The organism is Fischerella major NIES-592 (assembly GCF_001904645.1).
In the GTDB taxonomy this organism is placed as follows: Bacteria; Cyanobacteriota; Cyanobacteriia; order Cyanobacteriales; family Nostocaceae; genus Fischerella; species Fischerella thermalis.
Genome location: NZ_MRCA01000014.1, coordinates 29,638 through 56,336, shown reverse-complemented (window position 1 = coordinate 56,336; position 26,699 = coordinate 29,638). Strand labels below are relative to the sequence as shown.

The window sequence follows — 26,699 nt, the reverse complement described above, 5'->3', positions numbered from 1 at the left end:
AAGAAGTGCCTATATTGACATTTGCTCAAGAAAGTAGAGTTGGCTAGATACTGACTCTACTGATAAGTTAAAGCTTCACTGCTCCTGAAAATTTTGCTAACAAATTAACCCATCCATAAACTTTAAACCCTAAATTTATACAACTAAAATGTTAGTTTCCGTAATTATCTCTAACTACAACTATGCTCGTTACCTATCTGCGGCCATAGAATCGGTTTTGGCACAAACTTACACAAACTTTGAAATTATCGTGGTTGATGACGGTTCTCAAGATAATAGCCGTGATGTCATCAACCAATACGAACAGCGATCGCCACATCAAGTCAAAGGTATTTTTCAAGAAAACCAAGGACAAGGTGCTGCATTTAACACGGGATTTGCAGCAGCAAGAGGTGAGATCATTGCCTTTTTAGATGCTGACGATGTTTGGAAGCCCAACAAATTACAACGCATCGTCGAAGCATTCCAAGACTCAAATACAGTTGGTGTCATGCATCAATTGGAAAGTATCGATGCTCAAGACAAATTACTAGATACAAATTATACTAGAGGTCGAGTACCCAACATAGAATTAGCAAAATTGATCCTGGATACAGGTAATGCTTGGTTCTATCCTCCCACTTCTGCCTTAGCTTACCGCCGCAGTGCTTTAACAAAAGTAATGCCAATCGATACAAAAACTTGGCGATTGTGGGCTGATGGCTGTCTTGTTTATTGCACTGCTTTTTTGGGTAAAATTCAATACCTTAAAGAAGTATTGGGTAGTTACCGCCTACATGGTAAAAACTATCACGCCAGCCAGCAAAATCCGGTGTTAACTAGTGAAGAACAAGCAAGTTGGCAAGCGGCGATGGAGACCACAAACCAAGGGGTAAATGCCTTTTTAGAGCGTATAAATTACCCTGCTAGAGTAGACCTAATGCGGAATCTTGACTACCGACGTAGCCTCTATTACTGGCGAGGCAAATGGAGTACACAGGAAATGCTGGCAATTTCTGGTATAATAATACGCTATCCTTTCTACACTCCCACAGAGCGAGTGTACTTTCTTTTCAGATTTCTACTCAAAAGTATGGGCTTTTTAATGCGTCCGCAATCCCAGTTAGAAAATTTATCAGCTTAGTAGTTCAAGATACTGTATAAACAGCACAGGTAAAACTAACATCAGACTATTCACGAAACATACTTCAGTAATATTTACCAGGGACATCAGTAGTTCGTAGTTTGCTCACACACCACCCTTCAGCAAATCTTCACATTCTATGTCCAACGAACCAAATCCCTATCGTCCCAGAATCTTACCGCTCGCAACCAATCTCACACGCCCCCTCTGGTCAGTAATGGTTCCAACATACAAGTGATCGCTCAAATCAAAGCAGCCCTCACCTATAGTCACTCTTTTCGTGTTGTGCGATCGGCTTCTCGCTTATTCTTATTAAATAGCACACTTTTATTATTACGAAAAACCACACCTGATACTTAATTGCATACATAGTAAAAACAATGAATATCAATTCTCAATCACAAACTCCCTTGGTAAGCATTATTACCCCAACCTACAACCGTCCAGATTACTTAAAACAAGCTCTCAAAAGTGCTATCAGCCAAACCTATCAAAATATTGAAATCATTGTTTCTGACAATTGCAGTCCCGAAAATCCCCAAGCAATTGTGGAATCATTTAATGACCCACGCATTCGTTTCTCCCGCAATGAAACCAACTTAGGTATGCTCCCGAACACCATTAAAGCTTTTAAAATGGCACGGGGAAAGTATGTCGCAGCTTTGCTTGATGACGATTTATGGGAAGAAGATTTCTTAGCAAAACTTGTTCCTCCATTAGAAGCAAATCCTAATTTAGTCCTAGCTTTTTGCGACCATTATGTGATTAATGCTGATGGCACCATTGATTATGAACTGACAGAACATTGTTCGCAATTATTTAAACGGGCGGAGCTATCCGAAGGTATTTACCAACCTTTTTATAAACTTGGTTTAGTAGATCAAGCAGTAGCTTCAGCAATGGCTGCTGTCATTCGTAATGATGTCATAAATTGGGATAGTATTCCTCCAGAAGTAGGTGGCTCATGGGATGTTTATTTAACTTATTTGTGTTGCCGTACAGGTATGGGAGCCTATTATTATCCTCAAAAATTAACCAGATACCGCAGGCATGATCAAACAGAAACAATGCAAAGCGGTAGACTCAATTACCAAGCAAAAATCCGTAAATCTCAGGCAGACATGTTTTGCTTAGAGATATTTATGCAAGATGAAAATCTCCAAGAATTTAAAACCTATTTTCAACAGCAATGGGTAAAAGTCAGCACAAGTTTAGGAATTGGCTTAATGCGAGCTGAACAAACTAAACAAGCACGTCCATATCTTTGGCGTTCCTTGCGCCAACAGCTAAATTTACGGACTATAGCTGCATTAATGCTGAGTTTTACTCCTCCGAAAATAGCCGCTAAATTTTAAAATAATACGGAAATATATTCAGCTATTTGTATATCTAAAACATCCAGCTACTTACTATATATAGAGGTAAAATAAATGCGAGTTTCCGCTTGCGTCACAACTAGAAATCGCACAGAATCATTGGATATTTGCCTACAAGCACTGTGGAATTCTCAAATCAAACCCCATATAGTAGTCGTTTCTGACGATTCTACTGATCCTGAAGTACAACAGGCAAATTACCAAGTAGTGCAGAAATATCCAGGTACAACTTATATCCAAGGGCCTCGTCGTGGTGTCTGTGCCAACCGCAACAATGCAGTGAATGCCATTCCAGAATCGGAAACTGACTTTGTTGCTTTTGTTGATGATGATATTTTGGTACAACCAGACTTTTTTAGTTTGGCGATCGCAAGATATTCCCAAATGCCAACAGAAGAGAAAAATCTAGCTATCTTAACAGGTACTAGTAAAAACGAATACGTTCAATTTTTCCCAGCTAGACTCACATTCCAAGGGCATTTTTTACCCACCCATGATACTCCTCAAACCGTAGTTATTCACGCAACTTTATTCCCCAGACAATTTTTTACCCAAGAACAGTGGGATGAAAATATCTTTTTTGGTTACGAAGATGCTGAACTTGCTTTGCGAGCAATTAAGCGTGGTTACAAGATTTTATATTGTCCAGAGTTACAGGCAGATATTAATCCAGTAGAAAGCGTTTTAGCAAGCGGTACAATTGCTGCTGGTATTGGTGGAATTAACAATTATGATTTACATGTCGAAGCGGCTCGACTTTATATTGGCATCAAACGCTATAAAGATTTGTTCCCCAACCCTTTGAAATTAATAGCTTTTCTATTTATATACTTTTTACAAATGTCAAAGTACTTGTTAGAACATAAAGCTATTCATGCTTGGCCAGAAATTGTGCGTCGTTCTCATATCCAAAGATTATTACTACCGTCTGGAACTTAAAAATTATCAAGAAGGCAGTCCTAATGAACAAAATTTTATCGCCATCATGAAAAACCTCACCCCTTGCCCCTCTCCTTACTAAGGAGAGGGGTGGCGTAGCTGGGGTGAAGTGACTTTCAACTCATAAGGCATAAGGACAATCCTAAATATATTTCTGAGTTTCAAAAAAAGAAAAAATTGATGCATTGATATATTTTTCTAACTCAATTTTAGAGGATAGTTAAACATCGTGAAACTTTGCATTGTTACCCACAATGTTGTTAAAGGTAATGGTCAAGGTCGGGTCAACTATGAAGTTGTCTGGGAAGCAATTCGTCGGGGTTATCATGTGACTCTAGTAGCCAGTGAAGTGGCATCATCGTTACAGCAGCATAGCCAAGTGAGATGGATTTGTGTTCCAGTCAAAGGCTGGCCGACAGAAATTCTTCGCAATATGATTTTCTCTTGGCGGAGTGGTAATTGGCTGCGTCAACATCGGTCTGAGTTTGATTTAGTCAAAGCCAATGGTGCGATTACAACGGTTCCCGCTGATGTGAATGCAGTGCATTTTGTGCATAGTTCTTGGCTGAAATTCTCCAGTATGGGAACTATGCCTAAGTCTGCGAAGAATATATTAAATCCACGTTCAGTTGTATACGATTTTTACCAATGGCTATACACAGCGATGAATGCACGTTGGGAAAAATCAGCTTTCCAGCAAGCGCAGGTAGTTGTAGCAGTCTCTGATAAAGTCGGCAAGGATTTGTTGGAAATTGGTGTACCACCAGAACGCTTGCAAGTCATCGTCAATGGCGTTGATCTGCAAGAATTTTCACCCGGAGTAAGCGATCGCCAAAAATGGAACCTCCCCCAAGATGTGCCTTTGGCGCTGTTTGCTGGGGATATTAGAATTCCTCGTAAAAATCTGGATACGGTCTTACATGCCTTAGTCAAAGTACCAAATTTACATTTGGCCGTTGCGGGAATTACTGAAGGTAGCCCCTATTTGCAACTAGCGGCATCTCTGGGGTTAAATGAGCGAGTGCATTTTCTGGGACTTTGCCGTGATGTCCCGGAGTTGATGAGAGCAGTAGATTTTCTGGTCTTTCCTTCCCGCTATGATCCTTTTGGACTAGTAGTGATTGAGGCTATGGCTTGCGGTTTACCTGTAATTACTGCCGTGACTACAGGTGCAGCAGAATTGGTACAGCCAGAAGCGGGCATTGTACTATCAGACCCTAATGATACCGAAGCTTTAATACAGGCACTGTCATCTTTAACGAGCGATCGCACCTTGCGGAGTCAAATGGGTAAGGCAGCCCGGACTATTGCTGAACAACATAGTTGGCAGTTAATGGCAAAGAGTTACGTAGATTTATTTGAAGAGTTAGTTAAATCAATTTAAAGATCAAAAAAAGTAGTGCGAAATAGCACTGTTGAACATGAATATTAACTTGATATATTTCTAACAACAAGATATCTATATTAATGAACCATAAAAGGTACAAAAACGAAGGATTTAACAGTTGATTTTTGATTATTAAGGGGGTAGACAGTTATTTTCACCCTCTTTACTTTTAGCTAATACACTTCTACTTTTTAAAACATATTGCAATGCCAGAATTACCATCAGTTGCGATCTGTATACCTACCTATAACCAAGCTCAATATCTGCTAGAGTCTGTAGGTACTGCCGTAGCCCAAACCTATCCAAATGTAGAAGTTTGGGTTGCTGATAACGCTAGTACTGATAATACACCAGAGGTAATGGCACAGTTATGTCAACAATTTCCTCAAATTCGATATCATCGTCATTCAGAAAATCTGGGAATGACCCCGAACTGTAATTGGGTTTTGAGTCAGCCCAAAACTGATTATGTCATCCGCCTCGATTCCGATGACGCGATCGCACCTCGTTATGTAGAGACTTTAGTAGCTCTCATGCAGAAATATCCAGAAGCGGGCTGGGGTCATGTCGCCACTCAGGAAATTGACGAACGGGGACAGAAACGAACCATCCGCAGAGTCGCCAGAAAGCATGAATTTCAAAGTGCGGATGAAGCACTACAAGCATCAGTTTCGGGTCTGCGGACTGCTTCTAGCATTTTTATATTTAAAGCGCAAGCTTTGCGAGAAGTAGGGTTTTATGGCGATGGTAGCCTCAAGTACAGCGAAGACTATGATTTAGCCGTGAGAATGTCCGATGCTGGCTATGGTAATGTCTACTCGGATGATATCTTAGCTGAGTACCGCGTCTGGACAGATACCCAAAAAATACGTCCAAAGCGCAAAGGTGATCAACTACAAGCTTATATTTGGATTTACAACAAAAGCTTCATGCCTGCCTTTCAAAGAAGAGGTTGGGAGACCAAAGTTATTGATAAATGCCGGCAAAAGATGGCATTGATTCATGCTGCTGCTTGTTTTTCTCCAATTTTCACCACCGCAGAACGAGCAGAACTGATTGCTTTGTTAAAAGAATTGGGTGATTCACCAGCATTGCGGTTGCGTCTTTTAGCTTGCTCCTTTGGTCTTGGCCCGATGTTTGATTGGCAACATCACATGGAATTAAAGTTAAAAGGTATGATCAAAGGCTGGTTAAGTTGGCTCAAGAATTCTTCAAAAGTTAGCGCAGGTGTCAGCCCATGATGACAATCAGCGTCATGATTCCTACCTACCGTCGTCCCCAGGATTTGGCGCGGTGTCTGAAAGCACTAGAGCAACAAACTCGTAAACCCGAACAAGTTGTGGTAGTTGTGCGTGATACAGATACCGATAGTTGGTCTTTTCTCCAGGATTATCATCCCCAAGGCTTCAGCTTAGAAGCAGCAACAGTCAAAGTCCCTGGTGTAGTTGCCGCGATGAATGTAGGTTTAGATGCAGCCAGGGGAGATATAATCGCCATCACCGATGACGATGCTGCACCCCATCCAGATTGGTTGGCACGGATAGAAGCCCACTTTTTGTCTGATACTTGCATTGGTGGTGTTGGTGGTCGGGATTTAGTGTACGTAGGTAATGAACTCATCTACAAGGGCGAGTCAGAAGTAGTAGGGAAATTACAGTGGTATGGACGTGTAATCGGCGACCACCACAAAGGTATCGGTGCAGCGCGAGAAGTAGACGTACTCAAAGGTGTGAACATGGCCTATCGTCGTAGTGCGATCGCTCATTTACACTTTGATGAACGTATGCTTGGTACAGGAGCGCAGGTACACTTTGAATTAGCATTTAGCCTAGCATTGCGGAGTCAAGGCTGGAAACTCATCTACGACCCCCTAATCATCGTAGATCACTACCCAGCCCAGCGCTTTGATGAAGATCAGCGCAATAACTTTAATCACCTTGCCTGGAAAAACGCCGTCCACAATGAAACCCTAGCCCTATTAGAATACTTACCACCTTTGAGGCAAGTAGTATTCATACTTTGGGCTACACTTATTGGTACACGTAAGGCTTTTGGTTTGCTACAGCTATTGCGATTTTTGCCCAAAGAAAAAACCCTAGCATGGCAGAAATGGCTAGCATCTATGCAAGGACGCATCCAGGCTTGGCAGACTTGGCAGTCTCATCACAGCCTCACATCATCAGCTAAAACCCAGCAAGCTTCATGAAAGCAGAAGGCAGAAGGCAAAGAAGGCAGTGAAAAAACCTCACCCCCAGCCCCTCTCCTTAGCAAGGAGAGGGGGTGAGGTGCTTTCAACTCATAAAGCAGAAGGGAACCCCACCTTCCCCCTTTACCGACTTCTGTAAGAAGTCTATTATGTTGGAGAACCCCGGTGACTTACAGGCAGGCTAATTTGACTAGTTACGCAACAACAAGCTCAGAGCAACAACAACCACCACTACTGGGTTGGTTAGCAATTGTGGGGCTAGTGCTGGTTGTAGTAGTATCTACTTTCGCTGCTGGTGCGGCTGCTCGCCCAATTTATATTGTGGGTACTTTAGGTGTGGGGATTTTCCTGTATCTGCGGTATCCCCTCCTCTATATTGGCTTGGTTTGGTGGATGTGGTTTCTTACACCCTTTATTAGTCGCCTCATAGATTATCGCAGTGGTTTTGATGCTAGTCGCTTTATATTAGTATCACAATATTTAGTAACCCTCCTCACCTTACATACCACCTTAAAAAACCTGCCCCAATCTTCTCGTAAAGGTGGAATGCCCTTTGTACTAGCTTTTTTGGGTGTATTTTATGGCTTCTTAATCGGATTTGTTAAAACTACACCCTTCACCGCAGCTAGGGGTATGTTGGATTGGTTAACCCCGATTAGTTTTGCCTTCTTCATATTTATCAAGTGGCGAGAATATCCCCAGTATCGTCAAAGCATGATCCGTATATTTCTCTGGGGAGTTTTGGTGACAGGGATTTATGGCGTCTTCCAGTTTGTGACTGCTCCAGAGTGGGATCGATTTTGGCTAGAAAGCACAAAGCTGAAAAGTTTTGGAGATCCTGAACCTTTGAAAATTCGTGTTTGGAGTACGATGGCCTCGCCAGGGCCTTTTGCCAGCATGATGATGACAGGCTTGTTATTGCTATTTACTAGCACTGAATTTATGCGTATTCCAGCCGCAGCAGCTGGTTACTTGGCGTTTTTGCTGACAATGGTGCGGACTTTGTGGGGATGCTGGTTTGTAGGAGTCTTAACCCTGCTGTCTTCACTCAAACCAAAAATTCAAATGCGTCTGATGGTAACTGTTTTGGTTATGGCTATTTGTGTTGTGCCATTGACCACTATGGAACCATTCTCTGAAGCAATTGCTACCCGCTTAGAAACTCTTAGTAATCTCGAAAAAGACAACAGCGCTCAAGTCAGACAAGAGATTTATCGAGACGGTTTCACCAAAGCAATGACTAATATTCTGGGGAATGGCATCGGTAATACTTTCATTGTGAATGAAAAAGGTGTCTTAGAACCGATTGTCATTGATAGCGGTATTTTGGATATGTTTTTTACGCTGGGTTGGTTTGGCGCTATCTTTTATTTGGGTGGATTAATTTTGCTGTTGTTTCAGGTGTTTCAATTTACAGAACCAAGTTTTGATCCTTTTATGGCTGCTGCGCGTGCCATTGCTCTTGCTAGTTTTGCGAGTCTCCCACTTGGTAGTGCGATGCTCGGAGTTTCCGGTATGATGCTTTGGGGATTTTTAGCTATTGTCTTGGCAGGACACAAGTATTATGTGAAGCAACGAAATCCTCGGATAAATTAATCGCCTTTAACAGTGATTAGTGATCAGTTGGGAGCATCCCAAAATGTTTGAGTTTATTTGTAAACGCAGAGGGTCGCAGAGTGTTAATCGGAGCTACTTCGTTTTGTATTTGGAAAAATTTAGGATGCTCCCGATCAATGATCAATGACTGACAGGACTTACGCAAAATTGACAAAAAGCTTAATTTATTAAACCGCCAAGACGCCAAGAGCGCCAAGGGTTAGTAGACTGTGCGTAAGTCTTGACTGATCACTGATCATTGTTAACTGATAACTGATTGAAGCGGTTTACTTGTGGGCGATTTTTTGCCTACCACTATCATCGGTACACCACCAGCAGGTGTGGTAGCAACGCCACGACGAACGGGGTGTACAGGACGATGATCTACCAAATCTAGTTGCCAGTGTGACAAAATATTTGCCAAGACAAGCTTCATTTCAAACAGCGCAAAAGCCATACCTATACAGCGACGGCTACCACCCCCAAAAGGTAAATATTCGTAGGGTGAATATTGCCTTTCTAAAAAGCGTTCTGGTTGAAACTGCTTTGGTTGTGGATATATATCCTCACGATGATGGACTAAATAAATACAAGGCGCGAAACACGTACCAGGTTCAAAGTTGTAACCCATTAGCTGCAATGGTGATTTTAAAATGCGAGTAAAAGTAAACAGACCAATGGGATATATACGTAGTGTTTCTTGACAAACTGCTGTGAGATAGGGTAACTTAGCGACCTCGCTAGGATCTGGATGAGTACCGATGCTTTCCAGTTCTTGTAAAAGTTTTTCCTTGACTGTCGGTTGCTTGTGAATCCAATACAATGCCCATGCTAAAGCAGAAGCGGTAGTTTCATGACCTGCCAACAGCAGTGTCATCAATTCGTCGCGCAATTGTTGATCTGTCATTGTTTGTCCAGATGCATCATGCGCCGACATCATTAAACTCAAGATATCTTCACTAGATGAGTGGGATTGCTGGCGACGTTCTTGAATTTCTGCGTAGATAAGTTTGTCCACTTGCTCTCGCTGGCACAGAAAACGTCCCCAAGGACTCCAAGAACCCAAATCTTTTTGCAGTATCTTCAGAAACAAGAAACTCGATTTAATTGGTGAGTCAAAAGTATCGAGTATTTTGCTCACAAGTCGCCGCAACTCCTCGAAACGTTGTCCTTCATCCACACCAAAAACCGCGCGGAGAATAACTCGCAGGGAAATTTCTTGCAGGATGGAACGGGCGACGAAAGTCTTACCGATAGTCCAGTGATCAGTAACTTTCTCGGTGATGTCACAAATTAACTGACCGTAAGTTCGCATTCTCTCCCCATGAAAAGGGGGAGTCAATAAACGTCGCTGGCTTTGGTGGCGATCGCCATCCATTAATAACAGCGAGTAATCACCTACTAAAGGATGTAAAATCTGATTAGTTTGCCCAGCATCAAACAATTTAGAGTCAGCAGTCAAAATTTCTTGAATTGCCTGGGGATGACTCACAACAACTAATGGTGGAAATCCAGTTATCCTAGTTGTAAACCAGTCTCCATAAAGCTTGGCATTTTCTTCTAGAGTTTCTAAAGGACGAAGCAGTACATTGATGAGTTGTACTAGGGGTGGTATATGCGGGCCATCAGGGAGTTTCATAATAGCTTTTTAAAAAAGTTAAGATTTAGACAGTTTTACAACTGCCTAAACCTAAACTATCAAAGTTTATCCAGAAATAGCTTCTGGTATGCGAGACTCGACTTGACGCTGATTGCTCACAACCATTTGAATGGGGCGATCTGGCCCTGTTACCAAACCCCGACGCTTTGGTTTGACATCAGAGTTATCTAGCAATGCTAATTCTAAACGTGAAAGAATTGTTGCTAGTATTAATTTCATTTCAAATTGAGCAAAAGCCGCACCGATACAACGCTTTGCACCACCGCCAAATGGTAAAAATTCGTAGGGTGAAAACTGTCTCTCTAAAAAGCGTTCTGGTTTAAATTGCTTAGGTTGTGGGTATAAATCTTCACGTTGATGAGTGAGATAAATAGATCCCATCACTGCTGTACCTGGTTCTAATTCGTATCCACATAAAGATAGGGGTTGTTGAACTACACGGGCAAAAGTCAGCATTCCTACAGGGTAGATACGCAAGCTTTCGTTACACACAGCATTGAGATAGGGTAACTTTACAATACTACTAGAGTCAGAGCGATCGCTAACAGTATCAAGTTCTTGCAATAGCTTTTCACGTACCGCTGGCGATTTGTGAATCCAATATAAAGCCCAGGTCACCGCTGTAGCAGTAGTTTCGTGGCCTGCCACTAATAAAGTCATTAACTCATCACTCAACTCTGCATCGGTCATGGGTTGACCTGCTTCATCCCGTGCTGCAATCAATAAACTCAACACATCTGTGCGTGATGAGTCAGCTTGTTCTCGCCGTGCTTGAATTTCTTCCTGTAGAAGTTGATAAACTCGCGATCGCCGACGTAGGAACGTTCTCCACGGAGTTAATGGGCCTAAATCTTTTTGTAAAGCCGGAAAATAAATCATTAAAGCCCGTAAAGGCGAACTACCGGCGCGATTGAGCATTAAAGTCAAAAGTTCTTCTAATTCTTGGGCACGGGGACTATCATACAACCCGAATACTGCTTGCATGATGATCCGCATAGTGATCGCCTGCATGGCAGGATGGACAGTAAAAGGCAGACCTATTTGCCACTGGCTAATAATTTCTTCTGTAACCTTGGTAATTACCTGAGCATAGGTTCGCATTCTCTCACCATGAAAAGGAGGCATCAATAACTGACGTTGACGCCGATGCACTTCACCGCTGATAGTAATTACAGAATGTTTACCAAGAAAAGATTCAAATAACGGTTCACCAGGGGCTGCAAATTCTTTAGTATCGCTAGTCAACATCTGCTGTAGCGCTTGGGGATTGCTCACAAAAACTACAGGGCCTGTTAACTGTAATGTAAAAATATCGCCATAACGCTGAGTACAGTCTTCCATATACTTCATGGGACTACTAATCCACTGAAGCATTTGTACTAGCCGAGGGGTTTTTGGGCCATTTGGTAGTTTCATACGCTGTTTTTGCTGCATTGCTGCTTTATGCCACTGCTATCAAGTGTAGTAAATTCAGGGCTAATGCGAGTTTGGCAGATTCAGGTGTATGAGCAAGCGATCGCAAGCTAATAAAACATCACACTAGGCTTGATCGTGTAATGTAAATTTGCACTCAAATTAGACATTTTGCCACCCTAATGATTTCTAGAAAAAATACTTAAAACCGAGTGTAAATAGCTTCGTCATTCTCCCACCCAACCCCTTGACAAAAGCCATCTATCCAAGAAGTGAGCCTGGATTTTTGCTTAGCAGGTGCAGAATGGACATTATCTATAAGGTCTTGTTGTGGTATCTTTGCTAACTTGGGTTTGCTGTCCACCCTACTGGTAGCAATTGCTGTTCAACTATTAAAGGTACTTCACTGGGACGAACGCTACTGTACCAAACCATATCTGGCAATACCAACACCATTGGCCCATTGCCGCATTGTCCCAAACAACTGCTACCCATTACCGTTACATCAGAAGTAGATATAGCCTCAAAAGCCGCTAATACTTTGGCAGATCCTTGCTTACGACAAGTACGATTTTGGCAGACGCGAATACATTTCATTTTTAATAATTGGTTGTTGTTTGTTGATAGTTATTTGTTGATAGTTGGTTGTTGATTGTTCCAAACAACTACTGTAGGGTAGCTATCCTACCCACCAACAACCAACCACTACCTACTAACTATTCTGGTAAAAGTCCCTTTGATTGTAACCATTCACGGTTAAATATGCGTGACTGATAGCGGGAACCACTGTCACACAAAATGGTAACTATGGTATGTCCTGGCCCCATCTGTTTTGCTAAGGCCACAGCTGCGGCTACATTGATACCTGTAGAACCACCCATAAATAAACCATCTTTTCGTAGCAATTGATAAACAACCCGTAGGGCTTCTTGGTCATGGATTTGAATGGCATCATCAGCTGGTGCGCCTTCCATGTTAGCAGTGATGCGACTATTACCAATACCTTCTGTGATGGAATTGCCTTCCATCTTGATTTCGCCTGTTTTGATGTAGCTGTAAAGTCCGCTACCCATCGGATCAGCAACTACACATTTAATATCTGGATTTTTTTCCTTGAGAAACAGCGAGACACCTGCATAAGTGCCGCCAGTTCCAGTTGCTGCCACCCAGCCGTCTATTGTACCGTCTGTTTGTGTCCAAATTTCTGGACCTGTGGTTTCGTAATGGGCGCGACGGTTGGCTAAGTTATCAAACTGATTTGCCCAAATGGCATTTTCCATTTCACTGGCGACTCTACCAGATAATTTGACATAGTTATTAGGGTCTTTGTAAGGTACAGCAGGGACAGGACGAACTTCTGCACCTAACACCCTCAAAGCATCCATCTTTTCTTGTGACTGGGTATCAGGAATGATAATCAGGCATTTGTAGCCTTTGGCATTACATATGTGTGCCAATCCAATACCAGTATTGCCTGCTGTTCCTTCTACAACAGTACCACCGGGTTTCAGTAAGCCTTTTTCTTCGGCATCTTGAATAATATAAAGCGCAGCGCGGTCTTTCACAGAACCACCAGGATTGAGAAATTCGGCCTTACCAAGAATTTCACAGCCAGTTTCTTCACAAAAGCTATTCAGCCGAATCAGTGGTGTATTGCCAACAGTTCCTACAAAGCCGTTTTTAATATCCATATCTGAAATTTACCTGAGTTCTTCTTATAAAAATTTTTACTTATAGTGGTGCTGCTTCTAAGATACATTCTTCTTTTTGACTAAGTACTGTTGACTTTCTAATCCGGAATTTAAATACAAGCTGTTGAATCTACGTTCAGAAATAAACTGCAAGTACAAATAGTAATTGTACTGTTGACTTAGTTAATTTAGTAACTTAATTTACAATTAATCTACTGAAGAGAATCGACATAATGTTACTATTGTAAATGGAGTAAGTTAAGTGGAAAATCCAGAAGATAAATATAAACATCTTGAACGCATAGAGAGTCAACTTCAAGAAAAAGAAGTAAAACTACAACTCAGAAAATCAGATAACGAAGTTCATAATAGATAATTTGCTCAAACAAAAAGAAACTAGAGAAATTAATCGCGATGCAGAACTTAAGCGTTTGCAAACTCTAGAAGAAAATGTCTTTGAGCATTTGCAGAATGTTGAGTCTGCATTTAGTAATTTATTAACTTACTACAGCTAGGTTTAACCAATAATTTTACTTAGTGTCTTGGCGTCTTGGTGGTGAAGCAGTTATTTTTTAACCACAAAGACACTAAGACACTAAGGTAATAATTTATTTTCCTACTCAGCCAGGGAATGAGGAAAAGATAGATGAAAGATGATTATAAACTATTTGTAAACATTCTTAAATCTGCTGCTAAGTTATTAGATTTGCATCCAGGATCGCAACTAAATACTGATTAACGAAGCCTACAAAATCTTATTGGAAATTACGCCTAATGTGAATTAGTTTTTAAATTCGTAAACGCGCAAGCAACTTCCCACAGGGTACACAGTGCAAGGCGTAGACAACACAAACCCAACGCCAAAAACATCTATGTTCCATGAGTGTTCGTTAAACAAAATCAAAATCTGGACAATTGCCAAAAACCCGCGCCTTCTCAATGAAGGCGAGGTTCTTTCAATCAGTCCAATTATTTATTTGGTTGAGGAGTCATCCGCAGATAAGGCTTAATTTCCTGATAACCTTTGGGGAACTTTTCCTTCAAGACTTCTGGATCTTTAAGTGAAGGAACAATTACGCAATCATCACCATCTTTCCAGTCAGCTGGAGTAGCGACACTGTAGTTATCAGTTAGTTGCAGCGAATCAATCACTCGCAAAATTTCATCAAAATTGCGTCCGGTACTGGGAGGATAAGTCAGGGTAAGCCGCAACTTTTTGTTAGGGTCAATGATAAATACTGTCCTTACCGTCACGCTAGGGTTAGCGTTGGGGTGAATCATATCGTAAAGATCAGAAACCTTACGATCAGCATCTGCCAGGATTGGGTAGTTGAGTTTAGTGTTCTGTGTTTCTTCGATGTCTCCTACCCAGCCTTTATGGGACTCAACATCATCAACACTCAGGGCGATTACTTTCACATTGCGCCGATCAAACTCTGGTTTGAGTTTGGCAACGGTTCCTAATTCAGTGGTACAAACTGGTGTGTAGTCTGCGGGGTGGGAGAACAGCACTACCCAGCTGTCACCCGCCCACTCATAAAAGTCAATATCGCCATCTGTGGAGGCTTGGGTAAAGTTCGGTACTGTATCACCTAGACGGAGAGCCATGCTTGATTTCCTAGTGGATAAAAAAGGATACGTGTTCTATTTTGCCATGATGACATACAACACCGGTTCTCCGATAGGGCTATTGTTGTTCGCAACAAAATTTTAGGTAACTAAATAAAAATTTAGTCAAACTTTAAGTATAAATGTAAGTAATTTTAATATCCTTAATAGTCTCTGAGAAGATAAAATTTTAATTACCAAGTAATACCAATCTTTAAAAATCTTACTACACATCATTAATCCGCTTCACCGTGTCTAGTACTCTGTTAATCTAACTTTGAGGAATTAAATAAAAAACCACAGAGGCACACAGAGCCCAGAGTAAGAGAAAGCAGCTAGTTTAGCAATGTTTGCCAAGAAAAATGCTGATGGTAGCGATCGCACGCCAACCCTTGCTGAATAACAAGCTTCACTAAATAACGGTAATTTTGCTGATCCAAGAGATAAAACACCTACGCCTCCCAATACTACAACAGACCAGTGGAGGTAGATTTGATTTATCCACCAGACTCTACACCACCACAGGTATTGACGGTGAGAACACCGAATCAGTGAACAGTTACCAGTTATCAGTGATCACAACTTACTAATAACTGGTCACTGACTATCTACTACCTAGTTGATGTCATAATTTGAAATTGATTTACAATCAGGGCTAATGTCAACATACCTAAAACTGTCATCAACCCCGCAGGCATAAACTTACGTGTTTTAGCTAGTCTAAATGCAAAAACAACTATTAATATAGCTGTAACAATAGCTGCTAATGTCAAACCCCAGCTTTGACCTTGAAGTTGTACAAAAGCCGAAAAGATGAGTATTAGACCACTGATACTACCACTAAAAAGTGAAATATTACTACCAGCTGTTATGTAACCCAAAAAACCACCTAATATTGACAAGATGCCGTAAGCAAGGGCGGCAATAATACCTAAATTCATATACCTATGTAGATTTTGATTTTCCTACAAGCCTCGGCAGACAATTTAGCATAGCTGTTTAGCCAAATAACCCAATTGATTGATGGATAATCAAGTGATGTCTACGGCAAGCAATTCGTCTTACGCAAAGGTTCAATTTCTCCAACGTCAAGCAGCTTCTCTTTTACTCTACCAATCTGTCCTGCAAACAGAAGTAGGTGTAGCATTTGTTGATCTATTGCAAGCGATTCGTTACAGTGAAGCGGATGCTAGGAGTTGTCTGCAAGCTTACGGCATTTACTTTAGAGCCTTAGCGACAAAAAATCAAAACTGGGAAGAATATCTGATTACTCAAATTCTCAAAGCTGAGAATCCTTTTACCAAACAAGCTCAACAGCAAGAGTTTGAGAATTTACCGATTGCTTTGGTCGCAGCAGCAAAACATGATTTACTAGCACTACAACATTTGTACGAATGTAGCAGCGCTGTTTTGAGTGAATGGGTACAGAATATTGCTCATTTACCTGTCTCACCCGTAGTCTGGTATCTGGAAGAGGCTAGTACAGCAGCTGTAGAAACGCAATTTATTACTTATCTACAACAGTTAGAAAATTGGGCAGATGCTGTAGAAGATTTGGCGGCATACTATCGGCAGTATGGCACGGGATTATTCGCCCAGTACAAGGCCCTACGTTGGCAAAATGGGCAGTTTTTGGGAATACCTTATCCCGATCCAGTTAAATTAAGTGAACTTGTGGGCTATGAGTCGCAAAAAGAAGCTTTGTTGAAAAATACAGAATTTTTATTGTCAGGACAGTTAGCACTGCACGTATTACTATATGGTAGTCGTGGTTCTGGTAAATCCTCTTTAGTTAAAGCTTTACTGAATGAGTATGGAGAACGTAACCTGCGATTGGTGGAAGTGGCAAAATCTCAACTGCAAGATTTGCCAATGATCGTGGAACATTTACGAGGAGAACCACATAAATTTATTATCTTTGTTGATGATCTCTCTTTTGAAGAAGATGATGATGCTTTTAAGGCATTAAAAGTGGTGTTAGAAGGGAATTTAACGGCACGTCCCCAAAATATCGTGGTGTATGCGACTTCTAACCGCCGCCACTTAGTACGGGAGTTTTTCGCTGATCGACCTGCTCCGCGCGATCATGATGAAGTTCATGCCTGGGATACAATGCAGGAAAAACTTTCCTTTAGCGATCGCTTTGGTTTGACACTCACTTTTGAGGGAGCTGATCAGAAAACTTATTTAAAAATTATCCGGCATCTTGCCGATTTAGTAGGAATTAATATCAGTCAGTCAGATTTAGAATACAAAGCTTTACAATGGGCAACTCGTCATAATGGTCGTTCTGGAAGAACAGCACGACAATTTGTAGATTTTTTGAAAGCAGAGATGACTGTTAGCGCACTCCAAGTTAAAAATAAAAAAGAAAAATAAAGAAAAATGCTCAAAACCAGCAATATGCAATCAGCAATAGTAAGTAATCGACTTATTCTCGGTTTAGTTGCCTTTGGTGCGAGTTTTGGTCTTGGTTTAGTCTTTAGTTGGGATCTCAAAAACGCCTTTCTCACAGGCATCATCACCATATTTTCCACTTATCTCGCAGCTTTATTTATAGATAAGCGACGCCGAGCTAGTGAAATGTTAGTTCTAGATTCTCTCCACAGACGTATTAAAGAATTGGAGGGTTTGAAATCTCGTATCATTGCAGAGGTAAATCAACTAGAGTCTCATCACTCCTTATTGTATCAAGAATCTAATAAATTACAGAATCAAATAGTTGAACGCCGCAATCAAAGAGATAGTCTTAACCGAGAGTTAAGCAGTTGCGTGATCGAAAAAAAACAGTTGGAAGCACAAATCAGCCAATTGCATAATGAAATTCAAGAATTAGAAAAAGCAAAATTAGAACACAATAATTCTCTGTCCGCTATTAATGCCGAAAAACGTCGTTTGGAATTGATCTGTAGTGTATCTAAGGCTGAAATTAATCAGTTAAATAATCAACTGTGTGAACTTTTGCAGCAAAGGCAAGATTTAGAAAGTAATATCACTCTTCTAGAAAGGCTTAAACCCCAACTAGAAGAAAAATTATATGAGATGAGACTTCAAGTTCAAGAACTAGAAGCAGCAAATCAACAACAAAATCAATTGTTGATAGATAAAAAGCTAGAAGCAGAAAATATAGAAATTAATCTAAATTCCTTAAAAGCAGAAGTAACAGAACAGCAAAACCAAATTCAACAATTACAAAGTCAAATTTCCTTATTACAAGATGAGCGCGATCATTTACAAAGCCAAGTATGGCAATTATTACAACAAATAGAAAATTTAGATTCAAATAAAGTATTAGAAAAGAATCAAGAAGAAGATGTAGATGTATTTCCTTTTGCTGATTTACTGGACACAGTAAATGATATAGATGGGTCTAACATTTTAGAGGGATTATCATCAGAATGGACTAACTTTATAGCTCAAATGTCTGACTCTGAAATCCAGGCATTAAAAGCGATGATCGAAGATGAAAACCCTCACAGTGTTATTAAAAAAATAGCTGAAGCTAATATTACTATGCCAAATTTGTTAATTGATTCTATCAATGAAAAGGCTAATAATACGATTGGTGAATTAATCATTGATCCAAACGCGGCAACTCCAGAGATTTATCCAGAATATCAAAGTGATGTGAAAAGAGCGATCGCAACTTACAAAACCATTAACTAGGAGTGAAGTATTTGGGTGAGAATTATAGTGATTTTCTGAAAAAATTACTCAATAAAACCCTTACATAGCTGCTTTTTCCCAACACCCCTATTTCTTGACGTTACTCCAAATGAAAGCAAAGCTCACCTTCAAGCTAAAATACATGGAGGTGAGGTGAATTCACATGGCAAAGCTCAAAATCTCGAAAAAAGTCTCCACTGCTATCATCAATTCTCTTGGTGCGGGGGTTGTACCAAGGGTAGGACTAGAACATATAGCAGTAGGTCGGGAAAAAGAACTACAAAGCCTATTACAAAACCTCAATGACATTGCAGAAGGGGTAGCAGCTTTTCGCTTCATAATTGGGAACTATGGTTCAGGTAAAAGCTTCATGCTACAGTTACTTCGCAATCATGCTATGGAGCAAGGTTTTGTAGTTACTGATGCTGACTTGTGTTCAGAACGTCGGCTCGCAGGAACCAACAACGAAGGTTTAGCAACTTATCGAGAATTAATGAGTCGTCTCGCTACAAAAACTCGCCCTGATGGCGGTGCTTTAGTCGCAATTTTAGAAGGATGGATTAATAAAATTCAACAAGAAGTTGCCAAAGAAACTGGAATGCGTCCTAATGATCATGGTTTTGATGACCAAGTAGAAGAAAAAATTAGGGAAGTAATTAAGTATATAGAAGACTTAGTTCACGGTTTTGATTTTGGCAATGTGATCATTGCTTATTGGCGCAGTTATCGTCTAGATGATGATGATTTAAAAAATGCTGCATTGCGTTGGCTGCGAGGAGAATACAGCACTAAAACAGAAGCCAAAGCTGCTTTAGGAGTGCGAGTCATTATTGATGATGATAGTTGGTATGACTACATTAAGCTCATAGCTAAATTTACTGCTGAAATTGGCTATAAAGGACTTTTAGTAGTATTGGATGAAGCCGCAAATTTATATCAAATTCCGACAACTGTAACTCGCGAAAAAAATTACAACAGGTTGTTAGGAATATTCAACGACACCATGCAATGCAAAGCTGAACACTTAGGTATTTTTATAGGCGGAACAACAAAATTTTTAGAAGATCCAAATCGTGGACTGTTTGCAGATCCTGCTTGGCGAAGACGCACAAAAGAAAGTCGTTTTGTCACTCAAGCTGGCGTACAAGAATTTTTAGGTCCTGTGATGCGGCTCAATCCCTTAAGCCAAGAAGAAATTTTGTTGCTTTTGCAAAAAATAACAGAAATTCATGCCCTGAATTTTGGTTATACACAGAATTTAAAAAATGCTGATTTAAAAGCATTTGTACAAGAGATTGTCAGTCGCTTGGGTGCAGCAGCGTTACTAACTCCAGGCGAAATAGTTCGGGACTTTATCAGCGTATTGAATATTCTGTATCAAAATCCCGGCAAATCTTTCCATGAATTAATTCATGGTGCTGAATTTAAACCCACTGTTGTGGGTAAAGACTCCGATACAGATGATGACGTTGCAGAGTTTAGTCTCTAATGTAGAGATAGTGCGATCGCACTTTCAGTTTCAGCTGTCTGTGGGTTTGTTGGTTGGCGATCACCTACAACTTGAGTGATCTGCACTCATTGATTCAAAGGTTATGTAGACTACGTTTTTTATTTATAAATTATGCCAGAATATACAAGGTAAATAATAGTACACTATACACCCTATTGCTAAATTTAAAGTCTTGACGCCTCAATAGCTTTTAGTTTAGCCTTGATCCCTGAATGTTTTTAGCTAAGAACAAGCCTGAGTCAAGTTTTATTGCTGTGTATCACATTGTTAACAAAATAATTGAAAAAGATAACACGAAAATAAAAAAAATCTAAAGCAAAATCCTTCTTGGGGATCGCCATAACCTATATATAAATATGCTTTTTGGTACAAAACAGCATTGATATGTGTATGCAAAATTAGATCATGTGAATAAGCCTTAGAAGGCAACTATATATGAAAAACATTAAATACTTAACTTCTGCTTGTAAATATTGTCGGTATTACCAGCCTGAAGGACGTCGCGGTGGTATGTGTCAACAATTGGGAGCCCCAGTACAAGCTTCTTGGAAAGCTTGCTCTCTAGCATTACCACCCTTTGCTCCTTCTTGGGAGAGATTGGAAGATGTTTGGAGTTTACCAGATGCTACACCAGTCTTAATATCAGAAATAAATAAAACTGTGACTCTTGCAGAGGAAGTAGTTAATTGTACTTCTGAACAACCAAAAGTCAAGGTAATGATACATTAGCTTTTTGCGTTGAACTGGAAGTAGTCAAGTAGTAGAAGCACAACTTATTAATATATTCATCAAGGAAGAACAAAACTGAGACCCTTTCAAATTCGACTTTTCGGATTGTGGTGTAGAAAAAGTGAGTGGCTGCGGTGGAATTTTGGTAAGTCCAAATAAAATTTGCTTTTAATTGATTATGGGTCTAAAAATAACCTTGATATTGAAAAATCGCTCCTCTATCAAAGGAGCGATTTTGTGTAGTTTTAAAGAGTATATTTTGGGTTAGTGGTTGTTTGTTGATTGTTGATTGTTGATGGTTAGTAGTTAGTGGTCAGTGGTTATTCTATACTTCTCACACCCCCTAAACTCCCCATCACCCCATCACCCCACCTCCCCATCATTTACTGCTCCAGCTTTCTAATCTGAATGAGCGTATCCTCATAATAATTATTGTTGTTTTGTTGTCGATAAAGCTCTGCGGCTTGTTTAAAATCAGCCAGAGCGCCTTTTTTATCTCCTAAATCACGACGCGTCAGCGCTCTATTGTAGTAAGCATTGGCATACTTAGAATTAATTTTGATAGCTTGATTGAAATCGGCAAGAGCTTGTTGCAAATTCTTCAAGTCAAAGTAGGCTATACCCCGGTTATAATAAGCTTTGTCATAGTCGGGTTTATATTTGAGTGCCTGGTTGTAGTCAGCGATCGCTCCTTGTCTATCTCCCAAGTCAGCGCGAGTTAAACCCCGGTTGAGGTAGGCGTTGGCATATTTCGGATTAATCTTAAGTGCTTGATTGTAATCAGTTATAGCTCCTTGCTTGTCTCCTAATTCATAGCGGGTTAATCCCCGATTGTAGTAAGCTTTATCATAATTAGGACTAAGCTTAATCGCCTGGTTAAAGTCATTGAATGCCCCTTGTTTATTCCCCAAATCATAAAGGGTTAAACCCCGGTAAATATAGGCATCAGTGTAATCAGGTCTAAGCTTAATAGTTTGATTGAAATCATCTAGCGCCTTTTGCGTGTCTCCTTTTTCAGAAAGGGCTATTCCCCGATTGTAGTAAGCAAGGGCATAATTGGGATTAATCTTAATAGCTTGGTTGTAATCATCTATTTCTCCTTGTTTATCTCCTAATTCGTAGCGAATTAACCCCCGATTGTAATAGGCTTTGTCATAATTGGGATTGAACTTGATAGCTTGGTTATAATCAGCGAGCGCCCCTTGTTTATCACCTAATGCAGAGCGTGCCAATCCCCGATTATAGTAACCTTTGTCATAGTTGGGATTGATCTTAAGGGCTTGATTATAATCCGTCATTGCGCCCTGTCTGTCTTTTAATTCGTAGCGTGCTAAACCTCGGTTGAGGTAAGCATCTTCAGCGTTAGGATTAATTTTGAGTGACTCGTTATAATCAGCGATCGCTGCTTGGTAGTTTTTTAATTCATAGTAGACTAAGCCCCGGTTGTAGTACGCATCGTCATGTCTGGGGTTAATCTTGACTGTTTGAGTATAGTCAGCGATCGCCCCTTGTTTATCTCCAATATCAGAGCGGGCTATACCGCGGTTATAGTAGGCATTAGCATATCTAGGATTGAGACGAATTGCTTGAGTATAGTTTGTGATCGCTCCTTGATAATCTTTATTGCGATAACTATCGTAAGCTTTGATAAAGAAATCATCAGCTTTTGGCGCAGTGGGAAGAGTACTATTTCTGGTGTATGAACGCCCTCCTACATCTACCCCAACTGCTACCATTTTTTGCAAAGCCACGTTGATGGTTGTACCTATACCAATTTCTTGTTCGTCAGCCCTACCGTGAACACCTACCAATTCCCCTTTCTCATTTAGTACAGGACCACCACTCATACCATTGAGAGTCTTGTTTTCATAAATCAAGTTATAACCATCACGCTGGGCTGCACCGTTAGCGTTTACCTGTCCTTTGTTGAAAGAAAAGTAAGGGTTAGAAATAGCTGCTGTTTTGGCTGGAAACCCACCTACATATACAGTTGTGGTTGCTGTAGCTAAATCAGAGTCACCGATTTTGGCAACATTGTAAGGCTTGCTACTACTAAACTCGACTAGTGCTAAATCTAATCCTTGTAGGTGTTTGACGTTATTAACTGTATAACTTTGTTGATCAGGTGTAATTACTTGGTATTTTTTACCCTCCTTGACCACATGATAAGCAGTCAGGACTGTGTAACTGTTACCAGAACGTCTAATAATCACTCCTGAACCAGTAGCAGGGGGAGTTTGATCATCCACAATCTGCACTGTAATCTCTTTGCCTATCCTTTCTATTTCTTGAGAAGATTGGGCGGCTGCAATGTGTGGCTGCATCAACACGATAGATGCACCAATTAACATGGACGGAACTGTGTAAAAATACTTAAGATTCATAACCTAATGAATTTAAAGGTCTTTTTATTTACATATTCGCATTAAATAAAATTCTCGTGGTATAGGCAAGATATCTGTCTATAGTCAGTAGAAAATTCAAAATCTAAAACTGCGATCGCTTATTGATTCCTGTAGGTGCGATCCAAGAACCTCAAATCAATTTAATCTGAGTCTCAACTGCTCTTTAGCTTTAGCATTTATCGTAGCGATAAGTGACGCAATCTCTATCGAAGCTAGACGGTTTGCCTCATTGTTAAATTAATAAAACTTCATAAATAATAGAAGATGAAAAGAAGACTGCTTTTAGAAACAGGTGGCGTCATCATTGGGGCGCTGTGGTTGTCAAATTATTTAACCAGGAGACCAGAATTTATGGCTACTTCAAATAGTGAAAAATTTGAAATCAATAAAACCGAGGAAGAATGGCGCAAAACCTTAACACCGGAACAGTTTCGTGTGCTGCGTAAGCACGGTACAGAAAGGGCTGGTACAAGTCCCCTAGATAAAAATTATGCTGATGGCACATATGTATGTGCTGGTTGCGGACAGCCACTATTTACATCAGAAACCAAATTCAATAGCGGTACTGGCTGGCCAAGTTTTTACGCACCTATTGAAGGCGCAATTAGCACAACCGTAGACAGGTCATTTTTTATGACTAGGATAGAAGTGCATTGTAGCCGTTGTGGTGGACATTTGGGTCACGTGTTTGAAGATGGTCCTGCACCAACTGGTCTGCGCTACTGTATAAATGGTGTGGCGATGGAATTTGTTCCAGAAGCCTAAAATCTTGGTGTTTTTAAACGCAGAGTCACGCAGAATAGGCGCAGAGGCACGCAGAGTTTTTTGAAGTTCTGCAATTACACTTCAGCGCCCATGAATAATCTATCTGCGTCCATCGGTGTTCATCTGTGTACCTTGCGGGAAGCCGCCCTTAAGGGCGTCTACATCGGTGTTCGACATATAAAAACGATTTTTGTCACAGCTTTGCTTGTAGTAAGAATACTTATTACAAGCATTTTTTGCTCAAAGCTAATTCCAGATTAAGTTTTGAAAAACTTGCTTTTTCTTACAATTTTCATCGTTTTAAAGTTATATAAAAATTAAGTTGCAAAACTAAATCATGATTAATGGTTTAGTCAGCAAATTATCTCAGAGGGGAAAAAGAACGCGATTATGCAATTCATGTATCAATTCCAACTTGTAATTAATGATTGCCAAAGCAATTTAATTTGGTTGTCATCTGTCAAAAATAAGGAGGCAGATTATGCGGATTATGATGATTCAACCCAACTATCACTCTGGTGGTGCTGAAATTGCGGGAAACTGGCCACCTAGTTGGGTTCCGTATGTTGGTGGGGCGTTAAAGACAGCCGGCTTTAGCGATATTCGTTTTGTGGATGCTATGACAGATTACATTGCTGATGATGCTTTAGCTGAAATCATCGCCCAGCACCAGCCGGATGTTGTCCTAGCAACGGCGATTACACCGATGATTTACCAATCCCAAAAAACCCTGAAGATAGTTAAAGAAGTTTGTCCCCAAGCTAAGACAATCATGGGTGGGGTTCACCCTACCTATATGTACAATGAAGTTCTCAACGAAGCACCTTGGGTAGATTATATCATCCGAGGAGAAGGGGAAGAGATTACAGTTAACCTGCTGCAAGCCATAGCTAATGGTACAGATGAGCGCGATCGCCGTAATATCTTAGGTATTGCTTTCCTCGAAAATGGGCAAGTCGTCGCCACACCAGCCCATCCCCCCATCGCCGATTTGGATAGCCTCACCCCAGATTGGAATTTATTAGATTGGAGTAAATATATTTATACCCCTCTCAACGTACGGGTTGCTGTTCCTAACTATGCCAGAGGATGTCCCTTCACCTGCCGTTTTTGTTCTCAATGGAAATTCTGGCGTAAATATCGTTCCGCGACTCCCAAGAGATTCGTCGATGAAATTGAAACCTTGGTGAAAAAACACAAAGTCGGCTTTTTCATTCTTGCGGATGAAGAACCAACCATCAACAAGTCGAAATTTATCGCTTTGTGTAACGAACTAATAGAACGCAACTTAGGCGTTTACTGGGGAATCAATACACGGGTGACAGATATTTTGCGGGATGAGCAAGAACTACCACTGTACCGCAAAGCCGGACTGGTGCATGTTTCCTTAGGGACAGAAGCCGCAGCACAGTTAAAGTTGAATTTGTTCCGCAAAGAAACAACCATTGAACAAAACAAGCGTGCCATCAAACTGTTAAATCAAAACGGCATCGTTACAGAAGCTCAATTTATCATGGGTTTGGAAAACGAAACCCCAGAAACAATCGAACAAACCTATCAAATGGCCTTAGATTGGAAAGCAGACATGGTGAACTGGAATATGTTTACACCTTGGCCATTTTCCGAATTATTTCAAGATTTAGGCGATCGCGTTGAAGTTCGTGACTATTCTCAATATAACTTTGTCACCCCGATTATGAAACCAGAGGCAATGGAACGGGAGGATGTCCTCAAAGGAGTACTGCAGAACTACGCCCGTTTTTACCTACGCAAAACCTTTGAATACTGGTTTGTCAAAGATCCATTTAAACGCAAGTATCTTTTAGGTTGCTTAAAGGCATTTGTGCAAACAACTCTCAACAAACGCTTCTACAACCTCAAGCGAGTCAAGTATAATGGACTACAAACCAAGATAGAACTAGGCTTTGATGAGTCGAAAATACTCACCCGCGAACAAATTGCTCAGCGTCAGCAACAACATCCAGAACTGATGGCGGATGTCAATTTCACAGGTAACATTTCCGCGTGCGGCGCACCCAACGACCTGCCGAAGTATGATGAGTAATACCACTTAGCTACCAACGCATAATCCATCTGTGTCCATCGGTGTGTATCGGTGTTCGACTACTAAAAAATCTAGCGGTTGGCGATGTCATAAAGTAAAGGAAAAAAACGAACACAGATGAACACAGATGAACACCGATTCATTGCTAACGCATAATCCATCTGTGTGTATCTGTGTGTATCGGTGTTCGATTACTAAAAACGACTGTTGTCAAGACCATAACTCACATCAAAACCTAATTTGTAAAGGACTTGATTGTTTGTTTAATTGAGTTTCTGTGGCTGTGGAAGGGAGCGATCGCCTGCCACGATGGTATAGTGCACACCAGGATCGGGATTTTGGGTTAGTTGTTTGAGAATTTCCGAGTCTGGATGCATTTGCTCAAGAGAATGATTGTTGGTTTCGAGATATTCCAATAAATTCGCTACTACTTTTGCAGGCCAAGCGATCGCTGCTAGTTGATTTAAGCCAAACACCAAAATTGTGAACACTAAATCTTGTACGGCGGGCCAAGGAGAACCTGGGTTGGGTGTAACTACAATTTCCATACCTCCCCATCT

At 40.6% G+C, this 26,699-nt stretch carries 22 protein-coding genes and 2 pseudogenes; 16 read left to right on the top strand and 8 right to left on the bottom strand.

All coding sequences use genetic code 11. From position 1 onward, the window contains the following. The first annotated feature begins 148 nt into the window (after nt 1-148). From NIES592_RS19785 to NIES592_RS19755, 7 genes are all read left to right on the top strand, one after another. Entirely contained in the window at nt 149-1,123 is a 975-nt protein-coding gene (locus tag NIES592_RS19785) for a glycosyltransferase family 2 protein (RefSeq protein ID WP_073556671.1), read from the top strand. 380 nt (nt 1,124-1,503) lie between these two features. Beyond that, complete coding sequence (locus NIES592_RS19780; RefSeq protein ID WP_073556670.1) at nt 1,504-2,478, top strand: glycosyltransferase family 2 protein; 975 nt, start codon at nt 1,504-1,506, stop codon at nt 2,476-2,478. Nucleotides 2,479-2,553: 75 nt separating this feature from the next. Then, nucleotides 2,554-3,438, top strand: coding sequence for a glycosyltransferase family 2 protein (locus NIES592_RS19775; RefSeq protein WP_062249781.1), 885 nt, complete (start codon nt 2,554-2,556; stop codon nt 3,436-3,438). 229 nt (nt 3,439-3,667) lie between these two features. Continuing rightward, entirely contained in the window at nt 3,668-4,822 is a 1,155-nt protein-coding gene (locus NIES592_RS19770) for a glycosyltransferase family 4 protein (protein ID WP_062249783.1), read from the top strand. Nucleotides 4,823-5,031: 209 nt separating this feature from the next. Continuing rightward, entirely contained in the window at nt 5,032-6,066 is a 1,035-nt protein-coding gene (locus tag NIES592_RS19765; RefSeq protein WP_062249785.1) for a glycosyltransferase family 2 protein, read from the top strand. Next, nucleotides 6,063-7,031, top strand: a complete 969-nt coding sequence (locus NIES592_RS19760; RefSeq protein WP_073556669.1) for a glycosyltransferase family 2 protein — start codon at nt 6,063-6,065, stop codon at nt 7,029-7,031. Before NIES592_RS19765 ends, NIES592_RS19760 begins: the two co-directional genes overlap by 4 nt. 165 nt (nt 7,032-7,196) lie before the next feature. Next, nucleotides 7,197-8,627: a glucose-6-phosphate isomerase gene (locus NIES592_RS19755; RefSeq protein WP_073556668.1), complete on the top strand. Its 1,431-nt coding sequence runs from the start codon at nt 7,197-7,199 to the stop codon at nt 8,625-8,627. A 262-nt stretch (nt 8,628-8,889) separates the two neighbouring features. Here NIES592_RS19755 and NIES592_RS19745 read toward each other — a convergent pair whose 3' ends face one another. The 4 genes from NIES592_RS19745 to NIES592_RS19730 all read right to left on the bottom strand — a co-directional run bounded on the left by NIES592_RS19745 (nt 8,890) and on the right by NIES592_RS19730 (nt 13,391). Continuing rightward, complete coding sequence (locus NIES592_RS19745) at nt 8,890-10,266, bottom strand: cytochrome P450 (RefSeq protein WP_073556667.1); 1,377 nt, start codon at nt 10,264-10,266, stop codon at nt 8,890-8,892. 66 nt (nt 10,267-10,332) lie between these two features. Further along, the gene (locus NIES592_RS19740) at nt 10,333-11,703 is read right to left on the bottom strand and encodes a cytochrome P450 (RefSeq protein ID WP_178379593.1); all 1,371 of its coding nucleotides are present in this window, start codon (nt 11,701-11,703) and stop codon (nt 10,333-10,335) included. A gap of 339 nt (nt 11,704-12,042) precedes the next feature. Continuing rightward, a complete protein-coding gene (locus tag NIES592_RS19735; protein ID WP_073556665.1) occupies nt 12,043-12,297 on the bottom strand; it encodes a (2Fe-2S) ferredoxin domain-containing protein in 255 nt (84 codons plus the stop codon). A gap of 119 nt (nt 12,298-12,416) precedes the next feature. Continuing rightward, nucleotides 12,417-13,391, bottom strand: a complete 975-nt coding sequence (locus NIES592_RS19730; RefSeq protein ID WP_009459751.1) for a cysteine synthase A — start codon at nt 13,389-13,391, stop codon at nt 12,417-12,419. A 377-nt stretch (nt 13,392-13,768) separates the two neighbouring features. Here NIES592_RS19730 and NIES592_RS25400 point away from each other — a divergent pair, with 377 nt between their 5' ends. Beyond that, the gene (locus tag NIES592_RS25400; RefSeq protein ID WP_178379591.1) at nt 13,769-13,906 is read left to right on the top strand and encodes a hypothetical protein; all 138 of its coding nucleotides are present in this window, start codon (nt 13,769-13,771) and stop codon (nt 13,904-13,906) included. A 454-nt stretch (nt 13,907-14,360) separates the two neighbouring features. On the opposite strand, the gene NIES592_RS19725 is transcribed toward NIES592_RS25400, so the two are convergent. Beyond that, nucleotides 14,361-14,999 carry a peroxiredoxin gene (locus NIES592_RS19725; RefSeq protein WP_009460350.1) on the bottom strand — a complete coding sequence of 213 codons (639 nt, stop codon included), beginning with the start codon at nt 14,997-14,999 and terminating at the stop codon, nt 14,361-14,363. 331 nt (nt 15,000-15,330) lie between these two features. Between NIES592_RS19725 and NIES592_RS26025 the strand changes: the two are divergent. Together NIES592_RS26025 and NIES592_RS26345 are read left to right on the top strand one after the other, a co-directional pair. Beyond that, nucleotides 15,331-15,474, top strand: a pseudogene (locus tag NIES592_RS26025) (DUF3370 family protein); the annotation flags it as partial. Nucleotides 15,475-15,479: 5 nt separating this feature from the next. After that, entirely contained in the window at nt 15,480-15,554 is a 75-nt protein-coding gene (locus tag NIES592_RS26345; RefSeq protein WP_143168388.1) for a DUF3370 family protein, read from the top strand. Between the two features lie 56 nt (nt 15,555-15,610). On the opposite strand, the gene NIES592_RS19720 is transcribed toward NIES592_RS26345, so the two are convergent. Further along, entirely contained in the window at nt 15,611-15,940 is a 330-nt protein-coding gene (locus NIES592_RS19720) for a TMEM14 family protein (protein WP_062249805.1), read from the bottom strand. Nucleotides 15,941-16,022: 82 nt separating this feature from the next. Between NIES592_RS19720 and NIES592_RS19715 the strand changes: the two genes are divergently transcribed. The 4 genes from NIES592_RS19715 to NIES592_RS19700 all read left to right on the top strand — a co-directional run bounded on the left by NIES592_RS19715 (nt 16,023) and on the right by NIES592_RS19700 (nt 20,904). Then, nucleotides 16,023-17,378, top strand: coding sequence for an ATP-binding protein (locus tag NIES592_RS19715; RefSeq protein ID WP_062249807.1), 1,356 nt, complete (start codon nt 16,023-16,025; stop codon nt 17,376-17,378). Between the two features lie 24 nt (nt 17,379-17,402). Further along, complete coding sequence (locus tag NIES592_RS19710; protein WP_073556701.1) at nt 17,403-18,665, top strand: tellurite resistance TerB C-terminal domain-containing protein; 1,263 nt, start codon at nt 17,403-17,405, stop codon at nt 18,663-18,665. 163 nt (nt 18,666-18,828) lie between these two features. Continuing rightward, nucleotides 18,829-20,154 (top strand): ATP-binding protein, encoded by a 1,326-nt coding sequence (locus NIES592_RS19705; RefSeq protein ID WP_073556664.1) that lies wholly within the window; start codon nt 18,829-18,831, stop codon nt 20,152-20,154. Nucleotides 20,155-20,610: 456 nt separating this feature from the next. After that, complete coding sequence (locus NIES592_RS19700; protein WP_062249811.1) at nt 20,611-20,904, top strand: hypothetical protein; 294 nt, start codon at nt 20,611-20,613, stop codon at nt 20,902-20,904. Between the two features lie 383 nt (nt 20,905-21,287). Here the strand turns inward: NIES592_RS19700 and NIES592_RS19695 are convergent, their stop codons facing one another. Further along, nucleotides 21,288-23,255: a tetratricopeptide repeat-containing S1 family peptidase gene (locus NIES592_RS19695; RefSeq protein ID WP_073556663.1), complete on the bottom strand. Its 1,968-nt coding sequence runs from the start codon at nt 23,253-23,255 to the stop codon at nt 21,288-21,290. 318 nt (nt 23,256-23,573) lie between these two features. Here NIES592_RS19695 and msrB point away from each other — a divergent pair, with 318 nt between their 5' ends. Continuing rightward, entirely contained in the window at nt 23,574-24,074 is a 501-nt protein-coding gene (gene msrB / locus NIES592_RS19690) for a peptide-methionine (R)-S-oxide reductase MsrB (RefSeq protein ID WP_305887805.1), read from the top strand. Nucleotides 24,075-24,555: 481 nt separating this feature from the next. Next, on the top strand, nt 24,556-26,139 hold the full coding sequence (bchE, locus tag NIES592_RS19685; protein WP_062249817.1) for a magnesium-protoporphyrin IX monomethyl ester anaerobic oxidative cyclase: 1,584 nt from the start codon (nt 24,556-24,558) through the stop codon (nt 26,137-26,139). A 240-nt stretch (nt 26,140-26,379) separates the two neighbouring features. Here the strand turns inward: bchE and NIES592_RS19680 are convergent. Next, nucleotides 26,380-26,699 (bottom strand): annotated as a pseudogene (locus tag NIES592_RS19680) (hypothetical protein); the annotation flags it as partial.

What these genes read in the sequence shown, in the direction of transcription:
- NIES592_RS19785 (WP_073556671.1), top strand. Translation starts at nt 149, where the DNA reads ATGTTAGTTTCCGTAATTATCTCTAACTACAACTATGCTCGTTACCTA.
- NIES592_RS19780 (WP_073556670.1), top strand. Translation starts at nt 1,504, where the DNA reads ATGAATATCAATTCTCAATCACAAACTCCCTTGGTAAGCATTATTACC.
- NIES592_RS19775 (WP_062249781.1), top strand. Translation starts at nt 2,554, where the DNA reads ATGCGAGTTTCCGCTTGCGTCACAACTAGAAATCGCACAGAATCATTG.
- NIES592_RS19765 (WP_062249785.1), top strand. Translation starts at nt 5,032, where the DNA reads ATGCCAGAATTACCATCAGTTGCGATCTGTATACCTACCTATAACCAA.
- NIES592_RS19760 (WP_073556669.1), top strand. Translation starts at nt 6,063, where the DNA reads ATGATGACAATCAGCGTCATGATTCCTACCTACCGTCGTCCCCAGGAT.
- NIES592_RS19745 (WP_073556667.1), bottom strand. Translation starts at nt 10,266, where the DNA reads ATGAAACTCCCTGATGGCCCGCATATACCACCCCTAGTACAACTCATC.
- NIES592_RS19740 (WP_178379593.1), bottom strand. Translation starts at nt 11,703, where the DNA reads ATGAAACTACCAAATGGCCCAAAAACCCCTCGGCTAGTACAAATGCTT.
- NIES592_RS19735 (WP_073556665.1), bottom strand. Translation starts at nt 12,297, where the DNA reads ATGAAATGTATTCGCGTCTGCCAAAATCGTACTTGTCGTAAGCAAGGA.
- NIES592_RS19730 (WP_009459751.1), bottom strand. Translation starts at nt 13,391, where the DNA reads ATGGATATTAAAAACGGCTTTGTAGGAACTGTTGGCAATACACCACTG.
- NIES592_RS19725 (WP_009460350.1), bottom strand. Translation starts at nt 14,999, where the DNA reads ATGGCTCTCCGTCTAGGTGATACAGTACCGAACTTTACCCAAGCCTCC.
- NIES592_RS19720 (WP_062249805.1), bottom strand. Translation starts at nt 15,940, where the DNA reads ATGAATTTAGGTATTATTGCCGCCCTTGCTTACGGCATCTTGTCAATA.
- NIES592_RS19715 (WP_062249807.1), top strand. Translation starts at nt 16,023, where the DNA reads ATGGATAATCAAGTGATGTCTACGGCAAGCAATTCGTCTTACGCAAAG.
- NIES592_RS19710 (WP_073556701.1), top strand. Translation starts at nt 17,403, where the DNA reads ATGCAATCAGCAATAGTAAGTAATCGACTTATTCTCGGTTTAGTTGCC.
- NIES592_RS19705 (WP_073556664.1), top strand. Translation starts at nt 18,829, where the DNA reads ATGGCAAAGCTCAAAATCTCGAAAAAAGTCTCCACTGCTATCATCAAT.
- NIES592_RS19700 (WP_062249811.1), top strand. Translation starts at nt 20,611, where the DNA reads ATGAAAAACATTAAATACTTAACTTCTGCTTGTAAATATTGTCGGTAT.
- NIES592_RS19695 (WP_073556663.1), bottom strand. Translation starts at nt 23,255, where the DNA reads ATGTTAATTGGTGCATCTATCGTGTTGATGCAGCCACACATTGCAGCC.
- msrB (WP_305887805.1), top strand. Translation starts at nt 23,574, where the DNA reads ATGAAAAGAAGACTGCTTTTAGAAACAGGTGGCGTCATCATTGGGGCG.
- bchE (WP_062249817.1), top strand. Translation starts at nt 24,556, where the DNA reads ATGCGGATTATGATGATTCAACCCAACTATCACTCTGGTGGTGCTGAA.